This window comes from Billgrantia bachuensis (assembly GCF_011742165.1).
GTDB classification, from domain to species: Bacteria; Pseudomonadota; Gammaproteobacteria; order Pseudomonadales; family Halomonadaceae; genus Halomonas; species Halomonas bachuensis.
Genome location: NZ_JAAQTO010000023.1, coordinates 145949 through 162404, shown reverse-complemented (window position 1 = coordinate 162404; position 16456 = coordinate 145949). Strand labels below are relative to the sequence as shown.

General features: G+C 64.0%; 19 protein-coding genes. 13 read left to right on the top strand and 6 right to left on the bottom strand.

Going from position 1 to position 16456, the window contains the following annotated elements:
• Nucleotides 1–84 precede the first annotated feature (84 nt).
• From HBJ55_RS09680 to HBJ55_RS09645, 8 genes are all read left to right on the top strand, one after another.
• Nucleotides 85–411 carry a thioredoxin family protein gene (locus tag HBJ55_RS09680; RefSeq protein ID WP_206022436.1) on the top strand — a complete coding sequence of 109 codons (327 nt, stop codon included), beginning with the start codon at nucleotides 85–87 and terminating at the stop codon, nucleotides 409–411.
• A 108-nt stretch (nucleotides 412–519) separates the two neighbouring features.
• The gene (locus HBJ55_RS09675) at nucleotides 520–1008 is read left to right on the top strand and encodes a DUF3618 domain-containing protein (protein ID WP_167113483.1); all 489 of its coding nucleotides are present in this window, start codon (nucleotides 520–522) and stop codon (nucleotides 1006–1008) included.
• Nucleotides 1009–1175: 167 nt separating this feature from the next.
• Nucleotides 1176–2015, top strand: a complete 840-nt coding sequence (locus tag HBJ55_RS09670) for a PRC-barrel domain-containing protein (protein WP_167113481.1) — start codon at nucleotides 1176–1178, stop codon at nucleotides 2013–2015.
• 190 nt (nucleotides 2016–2205) lie between these two features.
• Entirely contained in the window at nucleotides 2206–3498 is a 1293-nt protein-coding gene (locus tag HBJ55_RS09665) for a M20/M25/M40 family metallo-hydrolase (protein ID WP_167113479.1), read from the top strand.
• Nucleotides 3499–3621: 123 nt separating this feature from the next.
• Nucleotides 3622–4557 carry a DUF808 family protein gene (locus HBJ55_RS09660; RefSeq protein WP_167113477.1) on the top strand — a complete coding sequence of 312 codons (936 nt, stop codon included), beginning with the start codon at nucleotides 3622–3624 and terminating at the stop codon, nucleotides 4555–4557.
• A 97-nt stretch (nucleotides 4558–4654) separates the two neighbouring features.
• A complete protein-coding gene (locus HBJ55_RS09655; RefSeq protein ID WP_277345630.1) occupies nucleotides 4655–5713 on the top strand; it encodes an SDR family oxidoreductase in 1059 nt (352 codons plus the stop codon).
• 11 nt (nucleotides 5714–5724) lie between these two features.
• Complete coding sequence (locus HBJ55_RS09650) at nucleotides 5725–6102, top strand: DUF427 domain-containing protein (RefSeq protein WP_167113475.1); 378 nt, start codon at nucleotides 5725–5727, stop codon at nucleotides 6100–6102.
• Nucleotides 6089–6430 (top strand): hypothetical protein, encoded by a 342-nt coding sequence (locus HBJ55_RS09645; protein WP_338071994.1) that lies wholly within the window; start codon nucleotides 6089–6091, stop codon nucleotides 6428–6430. Before HBJ55_RS09650 ends, HBJ55_RS09645 begins: the two co-directional genes overlap by 14 nt.
• On the opposite strand, the gene HBJ55_RS09640 is transcribed toward HBJ55_RS09645, so the two are convergent.
• On the bottom strand, nucleotides 6427–6651 hold the full coding sequence (locus HBJ55_RS09640) for a putative quorum-sensing-regulated virulence factor (RefSeq protein WP_167113473.1): 225 nt from the start codon (nucleotides 6649–6651) through the stop codon (nucleotides 6427–6429). The two genes, HBJ55_RS09645 and HBJ55_RS09640, sit on opposite strands and share 4 nt — an antisense overlap.
• Nucleotides 6652–6824: 173 nt before the next feature.
• Here HBJ55_RS09640 and HBJ55_RS09635 point away from each other — a divergent pair, with 173 nt between their 5' ends.
• From HBJ55_RS09635 to HBJ55_RS09620, 4 genes are all read left to right on the top strand, one after another.
• The gene (locus HBJ55_RS09635) at nucleotides 6825–7613 is read left to right on the top strand and encodes an endonuclease/exonuclease/phosphatase family protein (RefSeq protein WP_422674181.1); all 789 of its coding nucleotides are present in this window, start codon (nucleotides 6825–6827) and stop codon (nucleotides 7611–7613) included.
• Nucleotides 7610–8809: a cardiolipin synthase ClsB gene (clsB, locus tag HBJ55_RS09630; RefSeq protein ID WP_167113469.1), complete on the top strand. Its 1200-nt coding sequence runs from the start codon at nucleotides 7610–7612 to the stop codon at nucleotides 8807–8809. Before HBJ55_RS09635 ends, clsB begins: the two co-directional genes overlap by 4 nt.
• Before the next feature lie 18 nt (nucleotides 8810–8827).
• Nucleotides 8828–9808, top strand: a complete 981-nt coding sequence (locus HBJ55_RS09625; protein ID WP_167113467.1) for a lysylphosphatidylglycerol synthase domain-containing protein — start codon at nucleotides 8828–8830, stop codon at nucleotides 9806–9808.
• 157 nt (nucleotides 9809–9965) lie between these two features.
• The gene (locus HBJ55_RS09620) at nucleotides 9966–10712 is read left to right on the top strand and encodes a FadR/GntR family transcriptional regulator (RefSeq protein WP_167113465.1); all 747 of its coding nucleotides are present in this window, start codon (nucleotides 9966–9968) and stop codon (nucleotides 10710–10712) included.
• Between the two features lie 19 nt (nucleotides 10713–10731).
• On the opposite strand, the gene HBJ55_RS09615 is transcribed toward HBJ55_RS09620, so the two are convergent.
• From HBJ55_RS09615 to HBJ55_RS09605, 3 genes are read right to left on the bottom strand one after another with little or no spacing between them, the layout of a single operon-like run.
• Nucleotides 10732–11991, bottom strand: a complete 1260-nt coding sequence (locus tag HBJ55_RS09615) for an allantoate amidohydrolase (protein WP_167113463.1) — start codon at nucleotides 11989–11991, stop codon at nucleotides 10732–10734.
• A gap of 15 nt (nucleotides 11992–12006) precedes the next feature.
• Entirely contained in the window at nucleotides 12007–12708 is a 702-nt protein-coding gene (locus HBJ55_RS09610; protein ID WP_167113461.1) for a DUF1028 domain-containing protein, read from the bottom strand.
• Between the two features lie 8 nt (nucleotides 12709–12716).
• A complete protein-coding gene (locus HBJ55_RS09605; protein ID WP_167113459.1) occupies nucleotides 12717–14108 on the bottom strand; it encodes a YfcC family protein in 1392 nt (463 codons plus the stop codon).
• Between the two features lie 249 nt (nucleotides 14109–14357).
• Between HBJ55_RS09605 and HBJ55_RS09600 the strand changes: the two genes are divergently transcribed.
• Entirely contained in the window at nucleotides 14358–15551 is a 1194-nt protein-coding gene (locus HBJ55_RS09600) for a DUF1835 domain-containing protein (RefSeq protein ID WP_167113457.1), read from the top strand.
• Here HBJ55_RS09600 and HBJ55_RS09595 read toward each other — a convergent pair.
• A complete protein-coding gene (locus HBJ55_RS09595; RefSeq protein ID WP_167113455.1) occupies nucleotides 15526–15996 on the bottom strand; it encodes an anthrone oxygenase family protein in 471 nt (156 codons plus the stop codon). The two genes, HBJ55_RS09600 and HBJ55_RS09595, sit on opposite strands and share 26 nt — an antisense overlap.
• Nucleotides 15997–16030: 34 nt before the next feature.
• Entirely contained in the window at nucleotides 16031–16450 is a 420-nt protein-coding gene (locus HBJ55_RS09590; RefSeq protein ID WP_167113453.1) for a VOC family protein, read from the bottom strand.
• Nucleotides 16451–16456 lie beyond the last annotated feature (6 nt).

Sequence of the window (16456 nt, the reverse complement as noted above, 5' to 3'; positions counted from 1 at the left end):
CCGCATCCGGAGATGCATTTTGCAACATCTCGCGGTGCAGGTGGCTGCTATCGTTCCCTCAAGGCTCACCAAGGAGGAAGTAGCATGACCATGCAGGTCGAGTACATGGCATCGGCGCCAAGCCTCGAGGAGGTACGCTCCCTGGCGGGAGTCACCGTGCTCGAGTTCGGCACCCCCTGGTGCGGCTACTGCCAGATAGCCCAGCCTGGGCTCGAGCGGGCCCTGGCGCGTCGCCACGACGTGCATCATCTCAAGGTCGAGGACGGACCGGGGCGGCGTCTGGGACGGGCTTTCCGCATCAAGCTGTGGCCCACGCTGGTATTTCTCCAGGACGGTGAAGAGGTGGCTCGGCTAGTTCGTCCTGCCAGCGGCGAAGCCATCGAACAGGCACTCGAGGGAGTGGTCGCCTAAGGTGCTGGCATATTGCCAGGCACGGCTGTGACTTGACGATGGCAGCCTCCGGGGCCAGCTTTGATGTTAGGGAGATCACTACAACGGTGAAGCCAAGGAGGCGTGAACATGAGCCGTTATCAGCAACGCCGGGTAGACGAACTCGAGGCCGATATTCGTCAGTCCCGCGCCCATCTCAACGACACTCTGCATGAGCTCGAAAGCAGACTGTCGCCGACACAGCTCAAGCAAGATTTATTGCAGTATATGCCCAGAAGAGATGGGGCAGCGGTCAGCTTTATCGACGGACTATGCCGTTCGATTCGCGAGCAACCCATGCCTGTCCTGATGACCAGTTTCGGCCTGGGTTGGTTGGTCGCTTCTCAACTGCGCTCCGGCTCGCGTAGGCACGCTCGCGAGAGGGAGATTCGCCTGCCGGCGCCGCGTGGTACGACGATTCCGGCTCGTCAGGAGGCGCCGCAGCACATGGTGGCCACCCACTTGGGCACCCAGCAGGGGCGAGCATCCGTCTCGACGCATCGGCCGGATGCGATCGGCGAGGCCACTCATCTCGGCACCGGCCAGGGGTGGCGCGGTTATGTTCATCCCGAGTCGTGAGCTTGGGCTTGCATACCGTTGGCGAGAAAAACGGCCGTAGGGCCGATGTCGCCTATCGCCTGGCCGTGACGTCAGTTTCGCTTCGTTAACGTTTCGACTCGTTATGTTCTGGCCGGTTGTGATTGGTGCTGCCTAGGCTCATGAAATCGGACAAGGAGGAAAGTGTCATGAAAAGGACATTACTGGCTATCGCCATCGGTGCTATTTCCGCCGGGCTCGCCGGCGGCGCCCTGGCCCAGGACAACGAGACCGAGCTCAGCGACGATGCCGCTGTGGGCGAGGAACAGGCCGCCGAGACCCAGCAGACCCAGGAGGAGACTGAACGACCTGAGGAAGAGCAGAGTGCGGCGACCGACGACGAGCAGCAGGGCGAGCAGGCCGATGTCTCGGTAAGCGAAGAGGAACTGCCCGACCAAGGTACCGATGCCGAAGACTACCAGGAAGCGCGCGACGGCGAAGGCGCCAGCGGCGACCAGGCCGAGACCGGCGACGATCAGGCCACCGGGGGAGCCCAGGGAGCCAGCGATGACGTGGAGATGCAGACCGACCCGGGTGAGCAGGCCACTTCAACCGAGCCCGATGCGGAGCAGGCCGCCGCCGACGAGCAGGCGGGCCAGAGCGCTGGGAATGACACCGCGGCAGGCTTCGAGGAGATGGCGCCGGGAGGTGCAGCGCTCGATTCATCGATCGCTTCCATGCAGGTCAGCGAACTCGAGGGCAAGACTATCGTCAATGCCGAAGACGAGACGCTCGGCAAAGTCGAAAACGTGCTGCGACACAACGATGCCGGCGATCTGCATGCCGTCGTCTCGGTGGGCGGCTTCTGGATCTTCGGCGGCTCCGATGTTGCCCTACCGCTGAGCGACATGCAGTTCGAGGGCGAGCAACTGGTATTGCAGGACATCATCGGTAAGGATGAGCTCGATAATCTGGCCGCCGATTACGACGAGGACCGCTACAGCGAGGTGGACGGCGACATGACCCTGTCGGAGGCGGTGGAGCGCTAGACCTTCCCATTCGACGTGGCAACGCCGCTGGTAATCGCGAAGGCAAGGCCACCAGGCCTTGCCTTTTTCATGAGTCCTGAAAAAGACGGTAACGTTGCCCCTTGTCGCGACCGGCGCTGCCGGGCCATGCCGCACGACATCTGGCAAACTACGCTGAAACGTATCCTGAACCGTCGAGAAAGGAAACCACATGAGCGAGATGCACAAGCCTTGGACCGAGCCCATGCCGCAGACGCAATTCACCCTGATGCAGCGCATTCTGGATGCTCCCAGCCCCGTGGGGCTGGAGGGGGCGATGACGTACGGCGTGCTCAAGCCCCATTTCGAGAGCTTCGCTCCCGAGGGCTGGCACATGCACCAGTACAAGGGCCATGCCGGCGTGGTGTGGGATACCCATCCGGGCCGCGACGACCTGTTCAAAGTGATGCTCATCGGCCACGCCGACAAGATCCGCATGCAGGTGCGCAGCATCGGCGACGACGGCAAGATCTGGATCAATACCGATGCCTTCCTGCCCAACGTACTGGTGGGTCACGAGGTCAAGCTGTTCAGCGAGGACCCGAAGCGGCCGGGCCGCTACCGCATCATCCAGGGCGGTACCGTGGAGGCGCTGGGTGCCATTCACTTCTCCGACGCGGCCCAGCGCGAAGGCAGCAAAGGCATCAAGAAGGAGCAGATCTATCTCGACTTGCAGATCCACGGCGAGAACAAGAAGCAGCAGGTGCTCAACCTCGGCGTGCGACCCGGCGATTCGATCATCTTCGACCGCCCCATTCGTCACGGCTTCAGCCCAGACACCTTCTACGGTGCCTACCTGGACAACGGCCTGGGCTGTTTCGTCACCGCCGAAGTGGCACGGCTGATCGCCGAGGCCGGTGGTACCGAGAAGGTGCGGGTACTGTTCGCCATCGCCAGCTACGAGGAGATCGGCCGCTTCGGCAGCCGGGTGCTGGCCGGTGAGCTCGAGCCCGACGTAGTGATCGGCGTAGACGTGAATCACGACTACGTGGCCGCACCCGGCATCGGCGAGCGGCGCATGCAGCCGCTGGAGATGGGCAAGGGTTTCACCATGTCGGTGGGCGCGATTGCCAGCGAGCAGCTCAACCGCCTCGTCGAAGCCTGCGCCAGGGAGCAAGGCATCCCGATGCAACGCGACATCGTCGGTGCCGATACCGGTACCGATGGGATGGCCGGCGTGCTGGCCGCCATCGACTGTGCCGCGACCTCCATCGGGTTCCCCATCCGCAACATGCACACCATCTCCGAGACCGGCAACACCCAAGACGTGCTGGCCGCCATCCACGTGCTCAAATACACTCTCCAGGCGCTGGACGCCCTGCCGGACCCGTATCGCGAGTTCCTCGACAACCACCCGCGGCTCGACCAGGCGGAACGCCTGACACACCAAGGTTCGGCCAAGCCAGAGGGGCGTCTCGACGGCAAGTGCCAGGAAGAGGGTCGGCAGCAGCGGCACCCTTCCTGAGCAAAGACAACATCGCCTGCCTACCGCACCGGGCGCGCGGGTGCTCGTAGCGAGAGGCAGTTGGCGATACTGTCGCCACGTCCCCTCAATGACACGTCCCTTCAATAAACAGGACGACAGACTGTGGCCGGAGCAAGCCTACTCACGCTGATCGACGATATCGCCACCATCCTCGATGACGTCTCGTTGATGACCAAGATGGCAGTCAAGAAGACCGCCGGGGTGCTCGGCGACGACCTGGCCCTGAACGCCCAGCAGGTGAGCGGGGTGAAGGCCGATCGTGAACTGCCGGTGGTGTGGGCGGTGGCCAAGGGATCGCTGCGCAACAAGGCGATTCTGGTGCCTGCGGCGCTGCTGATCAGCGCCATCGCTCCTTGGGCCGTGACACCGCTGCTGATGCTGGGGGGCGCTTTCCTCTGCTACGAGGGCGCCGAGAAGCTCTTTCACGCCTTCACGCATAGCAAGGCCGACACCGAGCAGGCCCACGAACGGCTCGTGCAGACCCTCTCCGACCCGAACGCCGATGTGGTGGCGCTGGAGCGCGACAAGATCAAGGGGGCGGTGCGCACCGATTTCATCCTATCGGCGGAGATCATCGCCATCACCCTGGGCAGCGTGGCCGGAGTGCCCTTCATGCAGCAGGTCGCGGTGCTGGTGGGCATCGGGCTGATCATGACCGTCGGCGTCTACGGCGTGGTGGCCGGCATCGTCAAGCTCGACGACCTCGGGCTCTTGCTCAGCCGCCAGCGTGCTGCGCCGGCCCGGGCGGCGGGGGGCGCCATCGTGCGCATGGCACCCTACCTGATGAAGTCGCTCTCGGTGATCGGTACCGCGGCCATGTTCATGGTCGGCGGCGGCATCCTGGCCCACGGGCTGCCAGTCGTTCACCACGGGGTCGAGGCCCTGGCCCACGTCGCGGCCGATCTGCCCAGTGTCGGTACGATCCTCGGGCCGCTCAGCGAGACGGCGCTGAATGCCGGCCTGGGTGCTCTGGCGGGGGCCGTGATACTGGCGGTAGTGACCGGCGTGGGGGCGCTCAGGCGACGAGCCGCTTCCTGAGCAACATACGGTTACCTCCCGTGGATTGTATTCCTGTCGGCTCGGGCTAGGGTCTTAGTGAGAAGTCATCGCAGCCGCACGACAGGGAGGTGTCGCAATGCCATCCGATCAAGCTTTCGACCCCACTCGCCGGCAGATCGTCGGTGGCCTGGCCTCGGGAGCGGCCGCCGCGGCGGTGGCCGGGCCGGCACTTGGTCAGCAGTCGTCCCCGTCCACTTCACAGACCGAAGGGCAGGGCGCCGCAGCCAGCGCCGGGAACGGATCCCTGCTCCTGCTGCAGAAGCAGGACCCCACCGAGCAGTATCCCAAGCCGCCGTTTCCCGAGCAGCCGCAGGAGTGGCCGGGGCTGGCCAGCGAGATGGAGCCGCGCCCCGACCACGGCGAAGAGAGCTACCTGGGCAGCGGCCGGCTGACGGGGCGCAAGGCGTTGATCACCGGCGGCGACTCGGGCATAGGTCGGGCCGCGGCGATCGCCTATGCCCGCGAAGGTGCCGACGTGGCGATCAATTATCTGGAAGCGGAGGAGTCGGACGCCCGCGAAGTGATCGAGCTGATAGAAGCGGAAGGACGCACGGCCGTGGCCATTCCCGGCGACATCCGCGAGGAGCCCTTCTGTCGCGAGCTGGTCGAATCGGCAGTGGAGCAGCTCGGCGGGCTCGACATCCTGGTCAACAATGCCGCCCGGCAGCAGTGGAGGTCCTCGATCACGGACATCAGCACCGAGGACTTCGATGCCACCATGAAGACCAACCTCTACGCCATGCTGTGGATCACCCAGGCCGCCATGCCGCACCTCGAGGCGGGCGCCTCGATCATCAACACCGCCTCGGTGGTGGCCTACGATCCACCCGAAATTCTGCTCGACTACTCGATGACCAAGGCGGCGATCGTCAACTTCACCAAATGCCTGGCCAAGCAGGTCGCCGACCAGGGCATCAGGGTGAACGCCGTGGCTCCCGGTCCGTTCTGGACCCCGCTCCAGCCGAGCGGCGGCCAGCCCCAGGAAAACGTGACCACCTTCGGCGAGGAAACGCCGATGGGGCGCCCCGGCCAACCGGTGGAACTCTCCGGCCTCTACGTGCTGCTCGCCTCGCAGGAGTCCAGCTACGCTACCGGCCACGTGTATAGCGCCACGGGCGGCAGAGGCGGCCCGTAACGAGGTGACCCATGACAGCGTCTCCTAACGACCCGAATCACGATCCCAAAGGCCGCATCTCGCTGCACTCGCATGACCGGCAGGTCCAGGTCCGGGCCGGCGACGTATTGCTCGCCGATACCCGCAATGCCATCGAGCTGCGCGAAACCGGCTATCCTCCCCGGCTGTACCTGCCGCGGGAGGACGTGGCCATGGAGCGTCTCGAGCGCACCGATACCGTCACGCACTGCCCCTTCAAGGGCGATGCCAGCTATTTCGCGGTCGTCCTCAATGGCGAAAGTCTCCGCGACGTCGCCTGGAGCTACGAAACGCCATTCGAAGCCATGGCGGCAATAGCCGGGAGGCTTGCCTTCGATACGGAGAGGGTCGAGCAGCGTGTGCGGGATTAACGCACGCCAGGCCCGCCAACTGCTCGAAGCCGCCCCTACGGACTCGCTGCCGATGACCTACCAGCAGCTCGCCGAAGCGCTGGGGCTCACGCCGCCGCGTACCATCCAGCAGGTGGCCCAGGCGCTCGAAGCACTGATGCGCGAGGATGCCGAGCAGGGCCGCCCCTTTATCGCCGCATTGGTGGTAAGCAGGCGAGGCAACCTGCCGGCGCCAGGTTTCTTCGAGCTGGCCGTGGCATTGGATCGTTTCCCCGTCGACCCCTCCCGGCATGCCGAGGCGTATCACGAGGAGTTCCAGCGCGCGCTGGCCGCCCGAGGTAGGCGCTAGTCACGCTCCTCGCCTTGGCGCAGCGGATCGAGCAGCGAGCCAAGGCCATTGTGATCGATCTCATGCATCAGGTGCAGCAGTTCGCCGATCTCGCCGGGCGGAAAGCCCTCCCGGGCGAACCAGTTGAGGTAGGGCCCCGGCAGGTCGGCGATCAGCCGGCCTTCGTACTTGCCGAACGGCATTCTGCGGGTGACCAGCTTTTCCAGGTCCTCGGGCTTCACTCGCTCACTCCTTCGTCGTGCGCCGGCTCGTATCCCAGCAGCAAATCCGGACAAGAGCAAGCCGCAGTGAAGGGGCCTGACGGACTTGCGCCTGTCGCGGCTTCTACTGCTAAGCTTTCTCCGAGCGAATGGCTGGAAGTGCCATGTCAATCAGCGGGAAAAGGATGCCGGTAGTGAGCGTGACGGACAGGACGCCGCAACGGGAGGTACAACAGGCAGCGCCGGTGAAGTCGCTGCAGGTCATGACGATCAACGTGCACAAGGGCTTCAATGTGTTCAATCGTCGTCATATCCTGCCGGAGCTGCGCGATGCCGTGACCACCTTATCGGCCGATATGGTGTTTCTGCAGGAGGTACACGGCGAACACAAGAAGCACTCCCTTCGCTACCGGGACTGGCCGGGCGTGCCGCAGTACGAGTACCTGGCCGATACCATGTGGCCCGACTTCGCCTACGGCCGCAACGCCGTCTACCCCGACGGCGACCATGGCAACGCCCTGCTGTCCCGTTACCCGATTCTTGAGTACGAGAACAGGGATGTCTCCATCCATGGCACCGAAAGACGAGGGCTTCTGCACTGTCAATTGGCGGTTCCCGGACAGCCCGCGGTGCATGCGATTTGCGTCCATCTTGGGCTGCGCCACAAGCATCGCCTGCAGCAGTTGCAGCTGCTGTGCGAACTGCTGGATTCTCTACCCGACGAGGAAACGGTCATCGTTGCGGGAGACTTCAACGACTGGAGTCTGAAAGCCGACGGCGTGCTCGCCGACTGCGGGCTGCGCGAAGCGTTCATGGATTGCCAGGGGCGCCCGGCGAGAACGTTCCCGGCGCGTTGGCCGCTGTTGTGTCTGGACCGGATATACGTCCGTCGCGCCTCGTGCCGAAACCCAAGAGCCCTTTATCGCAAGCCATGGTCGCATCTCTCCGATCATGTTCCACTCATTGCAGAGATAGGCCTGTGAATTTCCAATGGAAGGAAGGCAATCAAGCCGAACTGTTGATCAATGGAAGCCAGTACTTCCCTGATGTGTTCGAGGCGATTCGCTCGGCGCGGCGTGAAATACTGATCGAGACGTTCATCATTTTCGATGACGAGGTCGGCCAAGGGCTGAAAGAGGCCCTACTCGAAGCCGCTGCCCGAGAGGTGCGCATCGACGTCACAGTGGACGGCTACGGCACGGCGGACCTGAGCAGTGACTATATCGCCGAGCTGACCGACGCCGGCGTGAACATGCATATCTACGATCCTCGCCCTCGCCGCCTGGGCGTGCGTACCAACCTGTTTCGCCGCCTGCATCGCAAGATCATTGTGATCGACGGAGAGGTGGCCTACATCAGCGGGATCAATTTCGGCTGGGACCACCTGCCCGAGAAGTACGCCATGGGCAAACAGGACTATGGCATACGCGTGCGCGGGCCGGTCGTCGAGGACATCCGCCGCGCCGCCACGACACTGCTGTTGGAGCACCAGGCGGTAGAGGGGTTGCCGCAGCGCCTCGGCGATACCTCACCCGTCGGGCAGGCCGCCATGCGCTTGGCCGTTCGCGACAACCATCTGCATCGCACCGATATCGAAGATCACTACCTGGAAGCGATTCGAACGGCAAGGTCGCGACTGCTGATCGCCAACGCCTATTTCTTTCCCAGCTACCACCTCTGGCGGGAACTGCGAAACGCCGCCCGGCGGGGGGTGGAGGTAACCCTGATTCTCCAGGGCCGCCCCGACATGCCTTGGGCGAGGATGTTCTCCAGCTCGTTGTACAGCTACCTGCTCAAGGACGGCATACGTATCTACGAGTACAAGGAACACCCCCTGCATGGCAAGATCGCCATCGCCGATGACGACTGGGCGACTGTGGGGTCGAGCAATCTCGACCCGCTCAGCCTGTCGCTGAACCTCGAAGCCAACCTGTTCATCCGCGATACGGGACTCAATCGGCAGATCCATGAACACTTGACCGAGCTGATCGAGAACAGCTGCCGCATGATCACGCCCGAAGCCGCGGAAAAGGGGCGCTGGTGGCGGGCGCCGCTGATGTTCGTGAGTTTCCATTTCCTGCGCCACTTCCCTCTCAGTGCGGGTTGGAGCCCTGGCCATTCTCCCAGGCTCGAGCCGTTGACCCCGAAAGAGCGACCGAAGAAGCGGGCTCTGCGTTGAGGCCAGCGAGGTAACGACATGAAAGTTCCCGCCACCGAAAGGCTCAAACCGTCCCGGACCTGGCGACGCTGGTTGAAGCGTGGCGTCACGCTGGTCTTCTTCGTACTGGTTGCGGTGCTGCTGTTTTCGCTGGCCCGCAACGTCGACTGGCCCGAAGTCATCGCGACCCTGCGAGGCTACAGCCCGCTGATGCTGGTCGCCGGGGTGGGCATTACCGCGGCCAGCTATACCGCCTTCTGCAGCTACGACCTGCTGGGCAAGAAGTACACCGGCCATGGACTGTCGGCCGGGCGCGTTCTGCTGGTTGCCTTCGTATGCTACTCGTTCAATCTCAACCTGGGGGCCTGGGTGGGCGGCCTGGCCATGCGCTATCGGCTCTATACCCGCCTGGGCCTCGGCGTGGGTACCGTCACCCGCATCCTCAGCATCAGCCTGATCGCCAATTGGCTGGGCTACATGATTCTCGCTGGTATCGTCTTCTCTTTTCGCCTGCTCTCGCTGCCGCAGAACTGGGAAATCGGTGCCACCGGCTTGCAGTTCATCGGCTTCGGGCTGCTGGCGGTCTCCTTCGCTTACCTGGCTGCCTGTCGCTTCTCCAAGCGGCGCGCATGGCACGTGCGCGGCCATGAGATCGTTCTTCCGCCGCTCCGGCTGGCGCTGATGCAGGCTGCCCTGGGTGCGGCGAACTGGTCGTTGATGTCGGCGCTGATCTACCTGCTGCTACCGCAAGGGCTGTTCTTCCCCAGCATTCTCGGCATTCTGCTGATCAGCTCGATCGCCGGGGTCGTCACCCACATCCCAGCCGGCCTCGGCGTGCTGGAAGCGGTGTTCCTTGCCCTGCTGCAGCACCACGTTGCCCCGAGCCAGATACTCGCCGCGCTGATCGGCTACCGGGCCCTCTACTTCCTGCTGCCACTGACGGCGGCTTTCCTGGTCTATCTGGTGCTGGAACGGCGCGGCCTGAAGCGGAAGAAGGAGGAAGCCAGGCAGGAAGGGTGAGTGAGCCAAGCCGCTGCACCTCAATCAGTGGCGCGGCTGTGGCATGGTGGGCCGAACGGGTCGAAGGCTCGCCGAGCAGAGTCGGAATCGGCTGTGCTCTGTTCGCTTCCCGATGAATGGCTTACCCTTGGTTTCCCTGTGTTGCACGAGAGAAGCAATGGCTGGTTCTGCATCGCGTCGCCTTCCCTACCATGTCGCGGACACCATCAAGGGCTGGATCGTGGAGCGCCAGTTGATGCCGGGCGATCGCCTGCCCGGCGAGGCTGAGCTGATGGAAACCCTGGGCGTATCCAAGGGCACCATTCGCGAGAGCACACGAGTGCTGGAAGCACAGGGGTTGGTGGTGACGCGTACCGGCCCGGGGGGCGGCGTTTTCGTCTGTCGGATGAGCGAGGCCAAGGCGACCTCGCTGCTCAGTCACTACTTCTATTTCCAGGACATCTCGATTCGGGACATCTACCAGATCCGCCTGGCGCTGGAGCCCGAGCTCGCCGCTTCGCTGGCCGGCAAGGTCGGTGCCGACGATCTGGCTCGCCTGCGTGAAAGCCTGCACACCTACGCCACGCCGGCCCCCGACATGGAGACCGAGCGCCAGCAGCATATCGACTCACTGCACTTCCACGAGATGCTGGCCGAGCTGGCGGGGGGCAATCCGCTGCTGTCGTTCATCATCCGCTTCACCGTACAGGTGCTCTCCGACCTGACTGTCTATCGCCGGCTCTACGAGCCAGGGGATCACCAGATCGGTCCCACCGGCTGCCAATATCATGCGCGGCTCCTGGATGCCATCGAAGCGGGCGATGCCGACCTGGCCCGTGAGCTCATGCGGGAACACATGCTTTCGGCACAGGCGGTAATGAACGACAACGAGGCCCAGGTTCGGCGCGGCTTCCTGACCGACTGATGCCGCGCCTTGCCTGAGGTCAGCTTATGCTGCGAGCTTGCGATCCCAGATTGGTGAGGAAGCGCATCAGCACACGGGTCGCGCGGTCGGCGTCCTCGATGCTGATGGCTTCGTCCGGGTGGTGGCTCAGGCCATCCTTGCAGCGTACGAAGAGCATGCCGATATCGGTGAGGTCGTGCATGGCCAGTCCGTCGTGGCCGGCACCGCTGAACATGCGTTCGGCGGGCTCACCACATGCTTCGCAGGCGCTTTCCAGGGCTTCGATCAGCCATTCGGCGCATGCCACCGCCTCGGCCTGGTAGGTGAGCTCGCTCGACAGCTCGAGCCCACGCACCTGGGCAAGCCGCTGGCAGGCGTCCAGGATTTCCTCGCGGCCCTGCTCGCGCACTGCGGCGTCGGGGGAGCGCAGCTCCAGCGTGAAGTTCACCTCGGCGGGAATCACGTTAACGGCGTTGGGCCTGACTTCCAGCTTACCGACCACGCCAACGAAGTCCTGGGTGGCGTTCAGTATCCTGTCTGCTTCCACCACCATCTCGGCTGCGCCCACCAAAGCGTCGCGACGGCCCGGCATGGGCGTGGTGCCGGCGTGGCCGGCCCTGCCGCGCACGCACAGGCGATGACGCTCGATCCCGGTCAGCGCAGTGACGACACCCACCGCCTGGTCACGCTGTTCCAGCACCGGCCCCTGCTCAATATGCACCTCGACGAAGCCGATGACCGACTCGGGCCTGCGCGCCAGATGAGGAATCTTTTGCGGGTTGCCGCCGAAAGCCTCGAGGGCCTCGCTGAGTGATATGCCCTCGGCGTCGCGCGCTTCCAGGCTCGCGGGGTCGAAGGTGCCGGCCAGGGCGCGGCTGCCGATCAGGGTCGACTGGAAACGCGTGCCTTCCTCATCGCCGAAGGCCACCACCTCGACCCCGTAGGGCAACTCGATGCCGGTCTCCTTCAGGGCTTGCAGGGCTTGCAGCGGCAGGGCAACGCCCAGCATGCCATCGTACTTGCCCCCCTCGGCGACCGTGTCCTGATGGGAGCCCAATATCAGTGTCTTTTCGCCCGCCATGGCGTGCGCATTTCGCCCCATCAGGTTGCCGGATGCATCGAGTTCCGGGGTGAGCCCGGCCTGGCGCATCCAGTCGGCAATCGGCTCCAGTACCGCACGATGCTCGTCGGAGCAGAACAGGCGCGTGACGCCTGGGCCGGGCCGGGAGTGGCGCGCGGCCTCGTCCAGGCGTGCCATCAGTCGGCGGCCCAGTGTCGCCTGCGTCGTGGAATCGGTCATGCTTCTCTCCTGAAATCATTTCGTGGGCAGCGAGGCGAGGAAGGCGGAGAACTCCGGAGCGCGCACACGACGAGCCAACGCTCGTAGCGCACCGGCGGGGTCGTCGTCCCAGTCCACACGCAGGTCGATGGGGGCGGTATCGAAGGACTCGATGCGCAGGGCGGCCGAGCGGGTGCCGCGGGCATCGCCGCCGACCTGCAAAGCCACGTCCAGCGACTCGACCAAGGTCTCCAGCATGTGTGCCTCGTAGCCGTCGCGGTAGCGGGGTGTGGCATTCTGAGCCCATACCTCGTCGGGGTTGGTGCAGGTCAGCGCCAGAAAGCTTTGCAGTAGTTTCGCCACGACCTGCTCATCGGCCAGCATGTTGCCGGCCGCCGCCACCGTAGGGCGCAGCTCGGCGCTCAACACCGCGACGTTGTCGCTGCCGGAGTGCACCGCGGCCTGACCGCTGGCATCCATCACCAGGCACTGGCGGCGCGACGCACCGCTGTCCTGCTGGATCACCTCCTGCAGGGCTTCCTGGGCAGTGCAGTGCCGGCCCAGTGCCTGGCGAATACTCTCGGGGTACCAAGGATTCGTGACCAGCCCCTGGGTTGTGCAAGCACCCAGGCCACGCCAGGCGTGATGCACGTAGCCGCCCACCGCCACGCCGCCGGTGGCCGTCAGCGCGGCGACCGTGCCGGTCGCCGGCTGCAAGTGGATGAGGGACAGGGTCATGAGGTGACTCAGTAGCCGACGTAGTGACCGATGACCAGGCCGACCCAGGCCAGGATATAAACCAGCGCCATGAAGGGCAGGATGGCCTTCAGCCACTTCACGTAGGAGACCCGCCCCAGGGCCAGCATGGCCAGGGTGCCGCCGGAAGTGGGCACGATCAGGTTGGTCAGGCCGTCGCCGACCTGGAAGGCGGTGATCATCAACTGGCGGCTCATGCCCACCAGATCGGCCACCGGGATCAGGATGGGCATGGTGACCAGGGCCTGTCCGGAGCCTGAAGGCACGAAGAGATTGATCGCTCCCTGCACCACACTGGCCATGATTGCCGACATGGCGCCGGGAATCCCCTGAATCAGGCCGCTCAGTCCGTGAACGATGGTATCGATGATCTGGGCCTGGTTGAGGATCACCTGGATGGAGGCGGCCAGGCCGATCACCAGTGCCCCGGCCGTCACCTTGGAGGCACCCTCCATCATCTGGCGGACGATTTCATTGGCGGAGAGCCCATTGACGATGCCGATCACGATGGCAATCAACAGGAACATACCGGCGATCTCATTGATATACCAACCTTGGGTGAAAACCCCTACCAGCATCGCTGCCAGGCCCAAGATGAACACGGCCAAGGTCATCTTGTTTTGCTTGGTCAACTGGTACTCATCCAGGGACTTGGTCATGGCTTTGGCGTTGTCCGGCTCCTCGAAATCCATCTTGACCACCCACTTGCAGATGTAAAACGAGAGCAGGGCCAGCGAAGAGACCACCAGCAGGGCGCGCAGCCAGGCACCGGAGAAGGTCGGCAGCTCGGCTATGCCTTGGGCCACGCCCACGGTGTAGGGATTGATCGGCGAAAGCGCAAAGCCGATACCGATACCGCCGACGGCCATGGTGGTGCCGACCAAGCTGGAGCAGCCAATGGCGCTGGCGATCAGCACCGCGATGGGCACCAGGGCGATATTGTTCTCGAAGCCCACGGCCACCCCGAAGAAGCCGTAGATGAAGGTGCCAGCGGTAATGATGATGTTGCGTCGTTCGACGCCGACTCGGTTCACCGCCACGCCAATCGCATTCTCCAGGGCGCCGGTGCGCTGCAGGATATGGAACAGGCCGCCGGCAATGAACACGATGAACAGATAGAGCGACGCCTCGTTGAGGCCACGAGGGACCGCCACGAAAATGTCGAACGGCGAGATGGCATCCACATCGGGAAGGTAGGTGAAGGATTCCGGCACCACGCGGGTTCGGCCATCCTGCTCGACCCGCTCGTACTCACCCGCCGGGACCACGAAGGTGAGGGCATAGGTGGCCAGCAGAATCAGGAAGATCAAGACCATGGGGTCGGGTACCGTCCGGTACCACTTCTTCTTGCGCTGTGTCAGCGCCTGCTCGGTTGTCTGCATGTCGTTGTCCTTGTTCGCCGGGCGCCGGCGAGGGGAGTACCGACGCATACCATAAAATTTATCATGATAAATTGGCGGGTCAAGGAATGGGGCGAGCCCGGATTGACGCTTCTGTGGTTTTCGGAGAGGCTAAGGGCTGCGCCGCAAGGCGTCCCCGTCCGCGGAAAGGGCTGCGCCCATCGTTTTACATCATGGATTCCATACGACTCCCGGCCTGCCCGGCGGACACAGGCGCATGGAGGGAATCGTATGTCCACGCTCCCCCGGCGTGACGCCACGTCTCACGGCCGCTTCAATCTCGAACAGCAGCGCAAGCGCGCCAAGGAACTGCTCAAGGCCGCCCGTGCCGACGAACCGCCCGCCCTGGCGAGGATGCTTCAGCACATACCGCCGCGCCAGACGCCGCTGAAACTGGCCGACGCCCAGTTCGTCATCGCCCGCGAATGCGGTTTTCCCAGTTGGGCGAAGTTCAAGTCACATATCGAATCGCTCGATGCCTCGCGGCGGCTGTTGAGTGAATGCGGCGACCGCGATATGGCCACGCTGCACATTCGCTGCGGCTCGGATATCGAGCACAGCCTGCGCTCCGCCGGCTTCGAGGGCGACTTCCTCGAGTTCTCGGATCCGTTCTGCATCGGCCCGCTGCGCGCCCTGTCGCCCGAGGAGCTGATGCGGCTGCGGGCCGGCTTCCTGGCGGAGGTTTCCGGCATGTCCGAGCGGGATGCCCTGGCCCGGTTGCGCAAGGGCTACGAGGCCTTGAACCAGCTCGAGCGTTATAAACGGCTGGTGCTGTGGTTCGAGCACGACAGCTACGATCAACTGATTCTCGCCTACCTGCTGCACCGCCTGCGAATCAATCCGCCCAAGGCGCGGATCGAGCTGGTGGCGGTAGAGTCAGTGCCCGGGGTGGAGCGTTTTATCGGCATCGGCCAGCTTGCGCCGGATCTACTGGCCTGGCTGTGGCGACAGCGGCGCCCCGTCGAGGCGCCACTGCTCGAACTGGGCACCCGGGCCTGGCGGGCGCTTACCGCGGGCAGCCTTGAACCGCTGCAAGCGCTCGCCGCCACCGGCACACCGGCTCTGCCGATGATGGGCCGCGCGCTGGCCCGGCACCTGCAGGAGTTTCCATCACCGGATACCGGCCTCGGCCTGACGGAACGGTTGACGCTCGAAATCGTGCGCGACCACGGCCCGCTAGCGGTGGGCAAGGCATTCTCGTACCTGATGCGCGAGTACGAACCGCTGCCCTACCTGGGCGACCTGATGTTCTGGTGGCTACTCCAGCCGCTGATCGCCGCACCCCAGCCGCTTCTCGATATCAGCGCTACCCACCGGGAATGGCCCCACCGCCAGCTCGCCCTGACTGAGCGGGGGCGGAATGTGCTCACGGGGCGGCGTAAATGGGCCAATCCCTCGCTCATACAGCCAACAGGGCCGCGATGAAGCAGCTGCAAGCGACCGTCGACGCGACCGTGCGTACATGATTCCAAAGTGTCCAATGCTTCAAGTAGCGCGGCCAGACGGCGGTCGCATCGCTAGTCACCGCAGCTCTGGCCAGTTCGTTGTTGAGCGGCACGTTCAAGGCCAACGTGACGCCGAACATGCCGATTACGTAGATCAGCCCGCCTGCTAGCATCAGCGCTGTTCCAGGCTCGCCCCAGCGCATCGGGGCAAGGGCGGCCAGCACAGCGCTGGCGAGAGTCGTGCCGAAGAAGAGCGGCATGAACGGGGAGCGGAGGATGACCTTGTTGATCGCGTTCATGGCACTGATGCCGGCCCCCAGGTCGATGCGGCCGAGGGCTTGCATGATGAATCCCGAGAAGGCGAAGTAGAGCCCGGCGACAAGTCCACAACCGATGGCGGAAAACCACAGAATCAACGACAGCATGCGTTCTCCCTCCCCTGTATCGTGACGCTTCCTGTCAGCCTGTGGCCCCATCCTGGGGAATGGCCGCCGGATCCATCCAGAATGACTCCCAGACGTGGCCATCGAGGTCTGCCAGGGAGCGACCGTACATGAAACCGTGGTCCTGGGGAGGGTTGATATCCGCCGTGCCGCCATTGGCCGAAGCTGCCTTGCACATGGCATCCACCGCCTCGCGGTTCTCACACGAGAGGGCGAGCATTACTTCGCTGGAGTCGGCCGGCGGAATCGGGCGGTCGGTGAAGGTGCGCCATTTGTCATGAGTGAGCAGCATCACATGGATCGTCTCGCTCAACACCATGCCCGCTGCCGTCTCGTCGGTGAAATGCGGGTTGTTGGTAAAGCCCAGCGCCTCGTAGAACGCCATCGATTTTTTCAGATCGGCAACGGGTAGGTTCACGAAGATCATGCGCGACATAAGCAA